The 14,700-nt window shown below is 67.5% G+C and carries 14 protein-coding genes; 1 reads left to right on the forward strand and 13 read right to left on the reverse strand.

The genetic code is table 11. From position 1 onward, the window contains the following. Position 1 precedes the first annotated feature (1 nt). The 7 genes from OEX18_05195 to recG all read right to left on the reverse strand — a co-directional run bounded on the left by OEX18_05195 (position 2) and on the right by recG (position 6,723). The gene (locus OEX18_05195) at positions 2-907 is read right to left on the reverse strand and encodes an ATP-binding protein (GenBank protein ID MDH4336656.1); all 906 of its coding nucleotides are present in this window, start codon (positions 905-907) and stop codon (positions 2-4) included. Then, the gene (locus OEX18_05200) at positions 888-1,397 is read right to left on the reverse strand and encodes a zinc-ribbon domain-containing protein (protein ID MDH4336657.1); all 510 of its coding nucleotides are present in this window, start codon (positions 1,395-1,397) and stop codon (positions 888-890) included. Before OEX18_05200 ends, OEX18_05195 begins: the two co-directional genes overlap by 20 nt. Before the next feature lie 240 nt (positions 1,398-1,637). Next, complete coding sequence (locus OEX18_05205) at positions 1,638-2,261, reverse strand: hypothetical protein (protein MDH4336658.1); 624 nt, start codon at positions 2,259-2,261, stop codon at positions 1,638-1,640. Further along, a complete protein-coding gene (locus tag OEX18_05210; protein ID MDH4336659.1) occupies positions 2,261-2,869 on the reverse strand; it encodes a DUF4136 domain-containing protein in 609 nt (202 codons plus the stop codon). Before OEX18_05210 ends, OEX18_05205 begins: the two co-directional genes overlap by 1 nt. A gap of 78 nt (positions 2,870-2,947) precedes the next feature. Then, entirely contained in the window at positions 2,948-3,448 is a 501-nt protein-coding gene (locus OEX18_05215; protein MDH4336660.1) for a hypothetical protein, read from the reverse strand. 1 nt (position 3,449) lies between these two features. Then, positions 3,450-4,520, reverse strand: a complete 1,071-nt coding sequence (locus OEX18_05220; protein ID MDH4336661.1) for a methylated-DNA--[protein]-cysteine S-methyltransferase — start codon at positions 4,518-4,520, stop codon at positions 3,450-3,452. Between the two features lie 94 nt (positions 4,521-4,614). Further along, positions 4,615-6,723 (reverse strand): ATP-dependent DNA helicase RecG, encoded by a 2,109-nt coding sequence (recG, locus tag OEX18_05225; protein ID MDH4336662.1) that lies wholly within the window; start codon positions 6,721-6,723, stop codon positions 4,615-4,617. 81 nt (positions 6,724-6,804) lie between these two features. Here recG and rpmB point away from each other — a divergent pair, with 81 nt between their 5' ends. Then, complete coding sequence (gene rpmB, locus OEX18_05230; GenBank protein MDH4336663.1) at positions 6,805-6,996, forward strand: 50S ribosomal protein L28; 192 nt, start codon at positions 6,805-6,807, stop codon at positions 6,994-6,996. 342 nt (positions 6,997-7,338) lie between these two features. Here the strand turns inward: rpmB and OEX18_05235 are convergent, their stop codons facing one another. The 6 genes from OEX18_05235 to murC are packed head-to-tail and all read right to left on the reverse strand — an operon-like array spanning position 7,339 to position 14,695. After that, positions 7,339-8,991, reverse strand: a complete 1,653-nt coding sequence (locus tag OEX18_05235; protein MDH4336664.1) for a tetratricopeptide repeat protein — start codon at positions 8,989-8,991, stop codon at positions 7,339-7,341. A 15-nt stretch (positions 8,992-9,006) separates the two neighbouring features. Next, positions 9,007-10,338 carry a cell division protein FtsZ gene (gene ftsZ, locus OEX18_05240; protein ID MDH4336665.1) on the reverse strand — a complete coding sequence of 444 codons (1,332 nt, stop codon included), beginning with the start codon at positions 10,336-10,338 and terminating at the stop codon, positions 9,007-9,009. Between the two features lie 20 nt (positions 10,339-10,358). Then, positions 10,359-11,591: a cell division protein FtsA gene (gene ftsA / locus OEX18_05245; protein ID MDH4336666.1), complete on the reverse strand. Its 1,233-nt coding sequence runs from the start codon at positions 11,589-11,591 to the stop codon at positions 10,359-10,361. 34 nt (positions 11,592-11,625) lie between these two features. Further along, positions 11,626-12,387 carry an FtsQ-type POTRA domain-containing protein gene (locus tag OEX18_05250; GenBank protein ID MDH4336667.1) on the reverse strand — a complete coding sequence of 254 codons (762 nt, stop codon included), beginning with the start codon at positions 12,385-12,387 and terminating at the stop codon, positions 11,626-11,628. Beyond that, positions 12,380-13,297: a UDP-N-acetylmuramate dehydrogenase gene (gene murB / locus OEX18_05255; protein MDH4336668.1), complete on the reverse strand. Its 918-nt coding sequence runs from the start codon at positions 13,295-13,297 to the stop codon at positions 12,380-12,382. The genes OEX18_05250 and murB overlap by 8 nt, the downstream gene beginning before the upstream one ends. 3 nt (positions 13,298-13,300) lie before the next feature. Then, entirely contained in the window at positions 13,301-14,695 is a 1,395-nt protein-coding gene (gene murC, locus OEX18_05260; GenBank protein MDH4336669.1) for a UDP-N-acetylmuramate--L-alanine ligase, read from the reverse strand. Positions 14,696-14,700: the final 5 nt, after the last annotated feature.

Consider the following 14,700-nt stretch of genomic DNA (forward strand, 5'->3'; position numbering starts at 1 on the left):
TTCACGAGGCGTGCCCGCCGCCGTTGCCGTTCCCGCCGTTGCGCTTTTCCAGTTCCACCACGCGCCCGCCTTCCTTGAATTCCACCGAATCCATGATGTTCTTCATGAGATAGACGCCGCGGCCGGAGGCGCGCAGCAGCGCCTCGCCCTGCGTCGGGTTGGAGACATCCTCCAGCTTGAACCCGGCGCCCTCGTCGCGCACCCGCATTCGAAACCGGTTGGGACTCACGTAGATCTGAATGCCCACCCGCTTGTCGGGGTCGGAGCCGTTGCCGTGGACGATGGCGTTGGTGATGGCTTCGTCGCACGCCAGCGGTATGTTGACGCGCGTGTCCTGCGGCGGGTAGCCGAACTCCTTGAGCAGGCTCGAAATATGGTAGTTGATGCCGATCACGTAGGTGAGGTCGCTGGGGATGAGAAAGTCGACGCGGACACTCGCGCGCCGCATCAGGTCCGGGTGGCGCTTGAAGTTGGGCACGTTGGGAACCGCGGTGGCGATCTCGCGCCCGAGGCTGATGCGCTCGAAGGGCGGCAGCAGGATGCCGTGCACCCCGATGGACTGCAGGCGCAGCGCGCTCTGCTGGTCGCACTCGCCCAGCACCGCGATCATCACCAACTGCGGGTATTCCAGCCGCACGCGCCGCAGCGCGGGAATGTCCAGGTTGGCGCCCCGGCGGAAGACGAGGATGACGAATGCGAGGGGCAGGCGCTCGAACTCACCGAGGGCGGTCAGGAGCGCATCGAGAGACGAGAAGCGTGCGGCGGCGGCGGGAGCGTCCGTGCACAGGGAGAAGACCTGCTCCAGGTAGGCAGGCTCGTCGGCGACCACGAAGACGGCGCGCTTTTCCTTCATGGCGCGCAGCACCGGGGGAGCACCGGCGGGTGAATCAGAAGACTTCCTGGCCATCGGCCAGAATCTCGTTCAAGGCTTCCTTGAAGTAGTTGGTCGACTGCGCAGCTTCCGGGCCGACCTTTTCCTTGTAGAGTTCCCATGACTTCTTGATCTCTTCGCCCAGTGCTGTCATCAGGGTTCCGTCCTCGAGTGCTTCGTCCCGGCGCTCGCGGTTGTAGTACAGAATATCTGAGACGAGAACGCGCGCCAACCTCTTTGCCCGGTCTTCGGGGCTTCGTCCCCCGCGGGACGGGCGCGATGATGGCTTGGCCGTCGCGGGCCGGCCGGCCGGCGCCGGCGCTTCCATTTCGGGAGCGGCGGGTGCGGCGGCGGGTTGGGATTTCTTCTTTGACGGGGCTGCCACGCCGGCCGAAACCGGCTCCGGGCGCGGCTCGAGCATGAACACACCCCGGCACTGCGGGCAGCGCACCTTCAGCGCCTGGTCCGGGACCCTCTCCTCGGGCAGGAAGTACTTTGCCGCACAGCTCTGGCACTGAATGATCATCGCGCAATCACCCCGTCGGTTGCTCGGAATCGGCCTTTGCGCGCCGCGCGGGCCGCGGCGTGGCCCGGTGTCGGGCCCGGCTGCCATGCGGCCGGGCCGGCAGGCGCCGGTCGTTACCCAGCAAATATCACGCCAGCAGCGGGTTCCCTTGCCCCGGGCAAGAAAAGAGGCGGGCGGCCGACCCCGAGGGATCGCCGCCCGCACTGGCAAAAGCTGCCGCTTCGGGAAATCCCGCCGCGATCAGTACTGCTCCCAGACAAAACCGATGTTGATCCCCCAGTAGGTGAGATCCACGTCGTTGCCCGTAAGGTCCTGCGCGGTGGGCGACCAGTTGTAGCGGGCGTTGATCATGAACCCGGCGCCGGACTGCATCGGAAAAATGACACCCACCTCGGGGGCGAGCCCCCAGTCCCACGTGTCATCCTTGACCGCCCAGACCCCCAGCGCGAACTTCTGGAGGACGATGAAGCCACCAGCGTTCAGGCCCATGTACAACTGCGTCCCCCGGCGTTCACCGAAGTAGCGGTGGACGTTCACCATGAGCGGGAACGCGTTGATGTAGCGGTCCTGGGTTCCGGTCACGGTGACGTCGCCAAAGGCGTCCGTGCCGGTGCGCCGTTCGTGGAAGATGTTCCACCCCGCCATGAAACCGGCCGTGGTCTTGGGCTTGACCACTTTGCGGAAGTCGAGACCAAAGCCGCCGAAGCTCGTGCTGTTCACGAAGTCCTTGGTGTCGCCGGATGGAATCGATATCTGCCAGGTCGCCGCGCCGTACCACTCCTGCGCGCGGGCGCCGCTCACGGAACCGAGCATCAGCAAGCACGCCAACGCAAACATCATCATGTTCCTGTAGTTGTTGCTCATCACTTGCCCGCCCCGAGGTATTTGGACTGCGCGAACGCCTGGTTGATCCCGCTCTTGATGCGCTGCCCGTTGCTGTTCTTGTCCGAGTAGCCGTTGAGCGCGGCCAGCCACGCCACCGGTACCCTGCTGGCGCCTGGATCGCGCCGCGCCATGTTGATGAGGATGGTGCCGATCGTGTATGTGTACGATCCCCAGTAGGGCGGGTAGTACCAGCCGCAGTAGTAGTAGCACCCGTACGAATAGTAGCCCCGGTATTCGGTGGTGGTCACCGCCATCACCAGGATCACATCGGCGGCGTTGGTATCCGCCACCTCGGTGAAGCCCAGGCCATCCATGTTGCTCCTGACCTGCGCGAGCATCTGCGCGTCGTAGGCGCGTGAGATTTCATCCTTGCCGTCACCCACGAGGTGATAGACAGAATCCACCAGGGCGTAATTCGTGAGGTCCGCAAAATCGACGGCGTTGTCGAATGTCGTGACAACGACGTCTGCCTCGGACACCGTCAGGCTGTCGCCCGGATAACACGAGGCAAGCAGCGCCGCGGCCCCGCACACCAGCACCACCGCCATAATGGGCGCGAGAGAACGCACCCGCATGAAAGAACGCATGATATTTTCTCCTTGTTCACGGCGGCTTCCACCGCTCCAGGGCATTCTACGACGCAGGGCGAAGCCCGGCAACCCGTTTCATTGCCCCGATTCTGCCTCCGGTCCGAACGTGGCCAGATTGCCCACCCGGAACCAGCGCCCGTCGCGGCTTTCGTACAACTCGATCCACGCGCACACGAACTCGACGCGCTCGCTGGTGCCATCACCCTTCTCCTGCAGGCCGCGCGCGCCCACCCGCGCGATCACCCAGCCCAGCTGGCCATCGGGCGATACCTGCACCACCGGCTCGATGAGGTCTTCGTAGGTTTCGAAGCGCGTGCTGGCCAGGTAGGCGCCAAACTGCCGCCGGCGTTCCTCCAGCGTCGGGAAGGTGACCTCGCCGCGGCCGGACGTCACGTAGTCTTCCGACTCGCGTGCCACGATGGCCGCGGCGTCACCGGCGCGGTGCGCGGCCAACACCTCCCGGTGCAGCGCCAGCAGCTGGGACACGGCCGCATCGCGGGAGAGCGTGCCCGCGGGTGTGGCGCCACCGGTGGCCAGGAGGGTGACGAGGGCGGCGATGCGAAGGGCGATGTGCATGTCATGACTCCCGGGTTGTGGTTTGCGGCCCACCGCGCTCCAGGTCGAGCAGCGCCTGCTTGCGCCAGCGCCCGCCGCCGTAGCCACCCAGCTCGCCGCTCTTCTTGACGACGCGATGGCACGGAATGAGGATGCCGATGCGGTTCATGCCGTTGGCGGTTCCCACGGCGCGCACCGCGGCGGCGCTGCCGATCTCGCGCGCGATATCTTCGTAGGAGCGCGTCTCTCCGTACGGGATGCGCAGCAGCGCCGCCCACACGGCCTCCTGGAACGGCGTACCCGGCGCCTCCAGCGCCACCTCGAAGCGGCGCCGCGTGCCGGCAAAGTACTCTTCCAGCTCCGCGCTGGCGCGCCGCAGCACGTCGGTGACGCCGGGCACGATGGCGCAGTCGAAACGCCGCGAGAGAATCTTCATCTGCCGGGCCAGCATGCGCCGCGTGGTGTACTCGGCCAGGCACACCGCGCGCGGCGTCGCGCCGAGGATCATCGGTCCCAGCGGCGTGGTGGCGAGGGTGACCGCAATGGCGTCGCTCGCGCGCGCCCGCCCCGGCGCGGTGCCGAAGGCCTTGACAAACGCGTCACGGAAGCCGCTGTGCGACTCGTAGCCGTGCTCGAACACGACGTCGTCGATGCCCGCCCCCTCGCGGATCTCCGTGAGGGCGTCGATCATGCGCCGGCCGCGGCACCAGGCGTGGAAGGTCATGCCGTGGCGCTCCATGAAGTAGCGCCGCACGCGCGCCGGGTCGAGCCGCATGGCGCGGATATCGTCGTCGCTGATGCGCGCACCCGGGTCTTCCTCCACGCGGTCGATGAGGCCGCGAATCCATTCGGGCGCCGCCCCCGCGGCTTCCATGGGCCGGCAGCGGCGGCACGCGCGGTAACCCGCAAAGATGGCGTCACGGGCGCTCGCGAAGTACTCGATGTTTTCGGGCAGCGGCTTGCGCGCCGGGCACGAGGGCCGGCAGAAGATCCCCGTGGTGCGCACCGCGAGCACGAAGACACCGTCATAAGACGCATCGCGCGCGAAAACCGCGCGCTCCATTTCCCGGGTATTGGGCATGGTCTGGTTCATCGCAATCCCTCCGCGTTCGTGTTCGCGGGGCAACATAGCCGCTCCGGCGCGGAGCGCTCCACCGGAGAATCGACACCGAATTCGGATTGTAACGCTACGAGACCGCGAATGCACCCGCGGCGACGTCCTCGGAGAGCACGGCGCGCAGGTGGTCCCGGCAGCGGCGGCCGTCGGAGCTCCCGAGCCGCGCGTCCGCGTCCAGCAGGGCCTTGACCGCCGCGCTGGCCCGCTCCACCAGCGCCCGGTCGCGCAGCGGGTTGGCCACGCGGAAACCGGGCACGCCGTGCTGGCGGGTTCCCAGGAACTCGCCGGGTCCGCGGATGCGCAAATCCTCCTCGGCGATACGAAAGCCGTCCGCCTCGCGCACCAGCACGCCCAGGCGGTCCATCGCCTCCGGCGACGCACCGTCACCCACCAGCAGAAAACAGAATCCCTCGCGCCCCCCGCGCCCCACGCGGCCCCGCAACTGGTGGAGTTGTGACAGGCCGAACCGCTCGGCGTGGTGGATGGCCATGATGGTGGCCTGCGGCACGTGGACCCCCACTTCGACCACCGTGGTTGAAACCAGCACGCGCACAACGCCGGCGTTGAACGCGTTCATGACCTCGTCCTTCTCGGTCATGGTCATGCGCCCGTGCAGCACCGCCATGGGCACGCCCTTGAGCAACCCGGCCGACAGTTCGGCGAAGGCCCCCTCCGCCGCCTCCATGTCCTGCTTCTCGGTCTCTTCGATGAGCGGGTACAGCAGGTAGGCCTGCTCCCCGGCCGCCTGGCGCTCACGGATGTACGCATACATCGACTCCCGCTTCTCGGGCGGAACCACCCGCGTCTTCACCGGCGCGCGTCCCGGCGGCATCTCGTCGATCACCGAGATGTCGAGGTCGGCGTACGCGGTGAGCGCCAGCGTGCGCGGAATCGGCGTCGCGGTCATCACCAGAATGTGCGGATCCTGCGCCGCCAGCACTGCGCGCTGACGCACGCCGAAGCGGTGCTGCTCGTCGATCACCGCCAGCGCAAGGCGGCGGAAGGCGACGTCGGACTGGATCAGCGCGTGCGTCCCCACCACCATCTGGATGCTCCCGTCCTTGAGACCCGCGTGTACGCGCTTCTTGTCCGGCGCCTTGAGCGAGCCCACCAGCAGCGACATGCGCACGCCCAGCCGCTCCATGTGCGGCACCAGGGTGCGGAAGTGCTGGATGGCGAGGATCTCGGTGGGGACCATCATGGCCGCCTGGTGGCCCGCCTCCACCGCGGCCAGCATGGCGGCACCCGCGACAATGGTCTTTCCGGAACCGACGTCTCCCTGCAGCAGGCGGTTCATGCCGTGCGGCGTGGCGAGGTCGGCGTGGATCTCGTCCAGCACGCGCTGCTGGGCACGGGTGAGGGAGAAACGTTGCGCCTCGATGAAGCGCCGCTCCAGTTCGTACGCGGTGGCCAGACGCGGGCGGGCCGCCTGTTCCATGCGCCGCGCGCGCTGCAGCGAGAGGATGAGCTGCATGTAGAACAGTTCCTCGAGCTTCATACGTTGCAGCGCCCGTTCGCGCGCGTCCTCGTCGTCGGGAAAGTGCATGGCGCGCAGCGCAGCGATGCGCGAGGGCAGGTGATACTCGTCCACCAGCTGCTGCGGCAGCGTCTCCGCCACCGCACCGGCGTGCGTGTCGAGCACCTTCGCCATCACCGAACGCAGGTAGCGCTGGGTGACACCGCTGGTGAGGCGGTATACCGGAACGATTTTCCCCGGCGATTCGTCTCCCTCCTCGCCGAGCAATTCGAATTCCGGGTTCACCACCTGCCGCTGCCCGCGAAAGAAGGTGAGCCGGCCGCTCACCACCAGCTCCCGGCCCGGTCTGAGATGCTTCGCCAGGTACGGCTGGTTGAACCACACCACCTGCACGATGCCGGTGTCGTCACCGACCGCTGCCGTGAGGATGGACCGGCGCCGAAAGGGTCCGCGCTGGGTGACGCTGAGCACGCGGGCCACGAAGGTCTCTTCGATGCCGGGCTGCAGGCGCGCGATGGCGGCCAGCTGCCGGCGGTCGTAATAGGTTCTGGGAAAGTGAGTTAAGAGGTCGTTGACATTCTCGATGCCCAGCCGGCGAAGGTTGAGGGCACGCGCGGGCCCGACCCCTTTGAGGTACTGGCAGGCGTCCTCGAGGGCGGGGGGCGGCCGGCGGGCCGCAGGGCGGGCTCGTTCCTGAACCATCGACAACTCCTTGCCTTACGCGTTCGGCTCTGGTATGGTAAGCCAACCCCGGTTCCAGGGTCTATAACGGAGGTACATGGAATGAGCCGTCGCTGCGCCGTATGCGCCAAGGGCCCCACTGTGGGCAACAAAGTTAGTCACGCGCACAACCTGACCAAGCGTCGCTGGTTGCCGAACCTGCAGAAGATCAGGGTTGAGATCGACGGTCGCGTAAAGACCGCGTCCGTCTGCACCGCCTGCATCCGCACCGGCAAGATCAAGAAGGTCATCTAGCGGCGGCACGCAGGATTGCTCCGCGCATGACGGCGGCCCGAGGAATCGGGGCGCCGTTTTTCATTGCCCCTCCCCTTCACGCAGGACTGGAAGCACCGCACCGTACCGGCATGTGAACTAACGCCGTTGGGATTGCGGACCCATCAGTCCGCGATAGCATCCGCCCGTGCCCGGGGGGTAAATCTCGGGGGGCTCGGTTGACGGAGGGGAGTAACGTGGCTAGACTCAAGTCGAAAGGATTCTCGGAGCATCGACGGCCTGTTAGTTCGGGGACAAGTTTCCTCTTCCTGTATCCCGTTCCACGAAGTTACGGCGCCGGGCCCTCGGGAACCCTTTCTTTTTTTATGCGTCGGGGATGGGGATCTTGTCCACGGTGAGGAGGGTGCGTGCCATCACGTCGTGCGGATGGCGCGCCATGAACCGCCGCAACGTTGCGTCCGCCTCGCGGCCCCGGCCATCGCGGCGCAGCGTGACCACCAGCCCCAGCACGGCGTCCGAATAGTCCGGATTGATGGCCGCCGCACCGGCGTACGCGTCGTGCGCCCCCGCCACATCGCCCCGCTTGAGCAGAATGTCGCCGCGGATCTTGTGGAGATCGGCGAAGTCGGGCTGGGCTTCGAGCGCCGCATCGATCTGCACCTCCGCCGCCTCCCAGTCGCCCGCCAGGTAGTGCACCAGCGCGAGCTTCTTGCGCGCATCCACGTAACCCGGATTCAGGGCAAGCGCCTCATCGAAGCAGCGCACCGCCTCCTCCGCCCGGTCCATGCCCAGAAACGCCGTTCCCAGCAGGCACATCGCGTCCGCGTGGCCGGGCGCGGCGCCCAGGGCGGCCTCGAACTCGGCCGCGGCCTCGCTCCAGCGCTCTTCGCGCAGCGCGTGCACGCCGAGATCGATGCGCGCGGCGGAGAGGTCGGGCCTGAGTTCGACCGCGCGGCGCAGCGACGCCGCCGCCTCCGCCGTCATGCCCGCCGCGTAGAGCGCGAGCCCCGCGAGGTAGTGGGCTTTCGCGTAACCCGGTGAAATCTCCAGCGCGCGCGCCAGCGCCGAGCGCGCGCCGTCGAAGTCACCCAGTGCCAGGCGCGACAGCCCCAACTGGCAATGCACGTCGGCGTAGCTGCCCTGCTCGCCCACCGTGCGCTCCAGCTCTTCCACGCTGGTGTCGTAGTCGCCGCGGCGGAACAGTGCGGCCCCCAGGTAGTAGCGCGCCTCGATGTAGTTGGGGTTGATTTCCAGCGCGCGGCGCAATGCGTCCAGGGCGGTATCCAGTTCCCCGTTCTCCATTCGCGCCAGGCCAAGCCGCGCGTGCAGATCGGCGTAGTGCGGATGCCGATCCAGCGCGGACTGGAACAACTGCGCCGCCTGGTGGTACTCCCCGCGGTTGAACGCATTGGTGGCCTGGCGCAAAGACTGCGCGTATCCCTCGGGATCCGAGACCATCTCGCGCAGTTCCTGCAGAACCGGCAGGTCGAAGGCGCGCGCCTCCAGCTTCTCAACGAAGATGCGGCTGACCGGGTTGGGCGTGCTGCGCACGAGTTCCAGCGCACGACCAAAGCTCTCGCTGGCGCGGTCGAAGAAGCCGGCGTCGTGGAGGGCAATGCCGAGCAGACAGGTGGCCTCGGCGTACTGGGGGTTCAACTCGACCGCGCGCCGGAGGTGTTCGATGGCGGTCTCGAGATTCCCCTCCTGGTGCTCGACCAGGCCGAGGTAGTAGTGGAGGTCGGGATAGTGCGGGTTCTCGTCCAGCGCACGGGCGAAGTGCTGACGGGCGCCCCCCATCTCACCCCGGTGCAGGTGGGCGGTGCCGATGCGGGCGTGGGCCTCCGCGGCGTAGAACGCCCCGAGCTTGGCGTAGGGGTTGGCCCGGCGGATGCCGTCCTCGACGACCTCCTCCAGCACCTGCACGGCTTCGTCGTAGTTCCCCTCGTTGTAGAGCTGTATGCCGCGATGGTAAAGATCTCCGGCCGATCCCCGCAACAACCGGGTCCAGAACGACACTTCGCCTCCTGTCGATCAGTCCATCTGCTTGCGCACGAACGTCGGGACGCGGAACACTTCCGGATTGAACGACCGGATGGATCCGTTGTCCATGATCACAGGCTCGTCAGATTCCTCCGGATCCTCCTCGAACTCGATCATCGAGTTCCCGCTGGCGAGGATGTCCGGAAAGCTGATCACCGGCTCCTCGTCATCCATCGGCTCGCCATCGGATATCCGGCTCATCATCGGCACGCTCTCCACGCGGGGCGGCTGTGCAGCGGCCGCGGGCTGCGCGGGCCGCGCTTCGGGGCGCGGCTGCCGCGCCGGCACCGGGCGGGCCACATCCGCGGCGGGCGCCGGCGTGCGTGACTCGGCACGCGGGGCGGCGACCACCGACGAGTGCGCCGACACCTGGAAGCCGGTTGCAATCACGGTGACACGCACCTCACCCTCGGGAACGTACTCGTCGATAACCGTTCCCAGGAACACGTGCGCACCCGCCCCGGCCTCGTTGTTCACCACGGTGGCCGCCTTGCTGATCTGGCGGATCCCGAGCGACGCGGGCCCGGTGATGTTCACCAGGATCGACGTGGCACCCTGGATGGATACGTCGTCGAGCAACGGGCTGTGGATGGCCATGAGCGCCGCTTCCTCCGCGGCGTTGGGGCCGCTTGCCACCCCGGATCCCATCAACGCCGCACCGCCGTTCTTCATGACGCTGCGCACATCGGCGAAGTCGAGATTCACCACGCCGGTCTCGGTGATCAGCGAGGAGATACCCCGCGTCGCGCCGCACAGCACGTCATCGGCGGCGGCAAACGCGTCCAGCATCGAGGTGTCGTCGTCGGAGGTCTCGAGCAACTTGTCATTGGGGATCACGATCAGCGTGTCCACCGACTCCGCGAAGGTGGCGATGCCGGTCTCCGCCTGCCTGAGCCGCGGCATCCCTTCAAAGAAGAAGGGGCGCGTGACGATACCCACCGTGAGCGCGCCGGCTTCCCGGGCCAGCGCCGCCACCACCGGCGCCGCGCCGGTGCCGGTGCCACCCCCCATGCCTGCGGTGATGAACACCATGTCCGCGCCCGCCACCGCGGTTCGGATGGCCTCGATACTCTCCTCGGCGGCCTCGCGCCCCACCCGGGGGTCGCCGCCGGAGCCGAGCCCGCGGGTCAGGTCCTCACCGATCTGGATCTTGGTGAACGCCTGCGACTCGCGCAGCACCTGCAGATCCGTGTTCACCGCGACGAAATCCACGCCCTTGAAGTCAGCCGAAACCATCCGGTTGACCGCATTGCCGCCCGCGCCACCGACACCGATGACTCGCAGCACCGTGAGCTTCTTGTCCTCTTCCAGTTCGAAGCGCATGGTCTTCTCCTTCCCGCCGGTCAGATTAAACTGGCGATGGCTCGTTTGACTTGATGCAGTCCCAGCGTGAAGCGACCCGCTCGCTCCGACGCTTCCTCGCCGGCCGCCCCCACGGGCGCCAGCGTTCGCAGCAATCCGACGCTCGTCGCGAAGCGCGGGTGCGCCACCACCTCCGCGAGTCCGCCGACCCCGGCGGGAGTTCCGATGCGCACCGGCAGGTCGAAGACCTGCTCGGCCAGTTCGCGCATGCCCTCCATCATGGCGGCACCGCCCGTCACGACGACACCGGCCCCCAGGGTCCGCTTCAGGCCGTTGCCGCCGATCTGCTGGTCGATCAGCCCGAACAACTCCGTCAGCCGCGGCTCGATGATGCCGCTGAGCACCTGGCGCGCCACGCGCCGGGGCCCGCGCCCGGCCACCATCGATACGTCAACGGCCGCGCTCCCCGGCACCAACGTCGAGACCGCGCAGCCGTGTTCCACCTTGAGGCGTTCCGCCTCGCGGGGGGAGGTCCGCAGGCCATAGGCGATATCCGCCGTCACATTGTGGCCGCCGAGCCCGATGACGCCGCTGGCGACGACGCATCCGTCGGCCACCAGCAGCACGTCGGTGGTCCCACCGCCGATGTCCAGCACCATGACACCGGCCTCGCGCTCGTCGCCTGTCAGCACCGCCGTCGCCGACGCGAGCGGCTCCAGGACGATCTCGCCCAGCTCCACGCCGGCGAGCATCAGCGTCTTGGCCAGGTTGTCCAGCGCGGGACGCGATGCGGTCACAACGTGGACGCGCGCCTCCAGGCGCGCGCCATACATGCCGGCAGGCTGTCGAATTCCCCGCTGCCTGTCAACGATAAACTCCTGTGGCAGGGTATGAATGATCTCACGATCGGGTGGCAAGGAAAATTTGCGCGCCACGTCCAGCGCGCGCGCCACGTCGTCGTTGCCGATCTCGGAGTCGGCCCCCGCCACCGACACCACGCCGCGGCTGTTCATGCTGCGAATGTGCTCACCCGCCGCACCCACGTTGTAGCGCCGGGGTGCCACCGCCGCCATCTGCTCGGCCTCGCGGACCGCCTGGATGACGCAACTGCGGGCGCGGTCGATATCCACCACGACGCCCTGGCGCATTCCCTCGGACGGGGCGACCCCCACACCGATCACGCGCAGGACGGCGCCGGTTTCCTCCGCCACCAGCGCGGCCACCTTGGTGGTTCCCATGTCGATGGCGCCGATGACCTTTCTCGGGCTCTTCATGATCATGCCCTTCCCTCCTTCACACCGTTTGGGGCTAGATGCCGCTGCGCAAGACGACCTGATTGTCGAAGCGCAGATCGATCAGACGGCCCGGCGACTCCCGCCTCGCCAGTTCGTCACGCAACAGAAAGAACTTTCGCAAGCGCTTCTCGAAGTCCGCATCCCCCACCAGCAGGACGCAGTCCTCGCGCAGCGACCGGATCGACAGGCCGGAGCTGGTGGCACGCAGCTCCGCGATCTCCTCGGCGAACTCGCCGCCCCACGAGCGGCACACGACCAGCGCCTCCAGCGCACCCGTCACCATGGGGTCGCGGCACACCTCACCCGGCCGCACCTCGGCGGCGGGAACACCGGTGATGGTGGGCAGGTCGAGCAGGGCCGTGTAGGTGTCGCCGGGCATGACCATGCCCGCGGCGTCGATCTCATAGAAACGGTCGGTAAACACCAGCGCCACCGGCTCGCGCTCGGTGATGCTGTAGGTGACCCGGTTGGGAAGCACACGCCGGGCGGTGACGCGCTCGATGCGCGGGTGCGCCTCCAGACGGGCCTCGCACGCATCCAGTGGCGCCAGCAGGATGTTGGCGCCGTCGAGATCGGCGACCAGCCGGCGCAGGTCGTTCTCCGGAACGCGCGAGAGCCCGGCGAGTTCCACGCGCTCGATGGCGAAGCGTTGCGAGGTGGTCGCGTAGTTGTACAGGTACATCGACGACACGATCAGCACACCGACGACAAACACCGCGATGACGCGGCCCGCACGCGCACGAATCGCCGCCTTGCGTTCACGACTCTTATCCACGATTGCCAATGACGATCACCTCCGTCTTTAGATCCACGCCGTATCGTGCCCGGACCGCGTCGCGCGCGATCTCAATCAGCGCTTCCACATCGGCGGCCGTGGCATGGCCGTCGATGTTGACAATGAAATTCGCGTGCAGGTCCGAGAACATCGCCCCGCCCTGCCGCCGGCCCTTCAATCCGCACCCCTCGATCATTTCCGCCGCGAATCGCCCCGGCGGATTCACGAACGTACTGCCGAAACTCCGCTCCCAGATGGGCTGTGTCTTCTTTCTCGCCACCGACCGCTCGTACACGTCGGTTCGAATTGCGCCCGGCACACAGCTGAAGGTGGCGTCGACCACGATGGCCCGCGCGGGCAGAGACGTGTGCCGGTAGGAGAACTCCAGATCCGTGGCACGCAGCGACCGAAAGTGTCCTTCCCCGTCCACGAGGCGTACGCGCTGCAGAACGTCCTTCACTTCGCCGCCGAAGGCGCCCGCATTCATGCGCACCGCCCCTCCCACCGAACCGGGAATACCCACCGCGAACTCGAGCCCCGTGCGTCCCAGCTTGGTCATGCGCCGCGCCAGCGCGGCAAACGAGGCGCCGCCCTCCGCGCACACGCTGCGCTGATTCAGATGCACCCCGGTGAAGTGCGCGGCCAGCTGGACCACGATTCCGTCGTAGCCCGCATCGCGCACGATCAGGTTCGACCCCTTTCCCACCGGCAGGTAGGGGACACCCCGCCGCAGCGCGTAGCGCACCACGCGCGCCACCTCCGCGGACGTCTGCGGCAATACCATGATCCGCGCCGGCCCCCCGACGCCGATGGTGGTGTGCTTCGACATGGGCTCCGAGATGCGCACCCGCGCACCCAGGAAGGACGCGAGTTCCTTCGCCACGATCTTCCAGTCGATGACGGCGCCCACCGTTCATCCTTTCCTTCCGGGTGCAGCCGCCAGCGCGGCCAGCACCATGTCTCCAACCCGGGTGATGTCGCCCGCACCCATGGTGATGACGAGGTCGCCCTCGCGTACCTCGTCCGCCACACGCGCCACCATTTCCTCGAAGGATGCCGTGTGCGCAACGGACACACCGCCGTGCTCACGCACGCGGTCGATGATCGTGTCCACACCGATCCCCTCGATGGGCTTCTCGCCCGCCGGGTAGATGTCGCTCACCAGCACCCGGTGCGCACCGTCGAAGCACGCGGCGAACTGCTCCGCGAGGTCGCGCGTGCGCGAGTAACGGTGCGGCTGAAACAGCACGAACAGGCGCCGCTGGTAGCTGGACAGCGCCGCCTGAATGGTGGCGGCGATCTCGGTGGGGTGGTGCCCGTAGTCATCCACCACGATCACGCCGGCCGCCTCGCCCTTCATTTCGAACCGCCGTCCCACCCCCTGCCACGATTCCAGCCCCGAGCGCACCTGCTCGAACGGAATGTCGAGCCACAGCCCGGTGGCAATGGCCGCCAGCGCGTTGCGCGCGTAGTGATCGCCGGGGATGGGCAGGCGGACGTCGCCTATGTCGGCGCGGCCGTTGCGCACCGCGAATCGCGTCCACCCCGGCCCCCGCTCCACCACGCGGCCCGCCACGTCGGCCTCGCCACCCAGCGAGTAGGTGACCTTGCGCCGCCGCAGGCGCGCCGCGATATCCACCACGCGCGCGTCGTCGGCGCACAGCACCACCGCGCCATAGAACGGCACGCGGTTGGCGTAGGCCACGAACGCGTCCTCGATGGCGGCCAGGTCCGGGTAGAAGTCGAGGTGTTCGAGATCGATGTTGGTGATCACCGCAACCGAGGACGGCAGGTTGACGAACTGCCCGTCGCTCTCGTCCGCTTCCGCCACGACGTAGCGACTTCCGCCCAGCCGTGCGTTGCTCGAAAGCGCGCGCACCTTGCCGCCCACGATAACCGTGGGATCCAGCCCACCCTGCGCCAGCACCGATGCGATGAGGGAAGTGGTCGACGTCTTGCCGTGGGCGCCCGCCACCGTGACCGCGTACTTGAGGCGCATCAGTTCGGCGAGCATCTCGCCGCGCGGGATGATGGGAATGTCCTGGCGTACCGCCTCCACCAGCTCGGGATTATCCGGCTTGACCGCGCTCGAATACACCACGACGTCCGCTCCCGCGACGTGCGCTCCCTCATGTCCCGTCCACACCGCGGCGCCCATCTCCTGCAGGCGCGCGGTGGTGTCGGATGCCTTGAGGTCCGAACCGCTGACTTCGAAGCCCAGATTGAGCAGCACTTCCGCGATGCCGCTCATCCCGATTCCGCCGACACCCACGAAATGCACCCGTCTGGTTCGTCCCAGGAACACCATGTCAG

The organism is Candidatus Krumholzibacteriia bacterium (assembly GCA_029865265.1).
Classification (GTDB): Bacteria; Krumholzibacteriota; Krumholzibacteriia; order WVZY01; family JAKEHA01; genus JAKEHA01.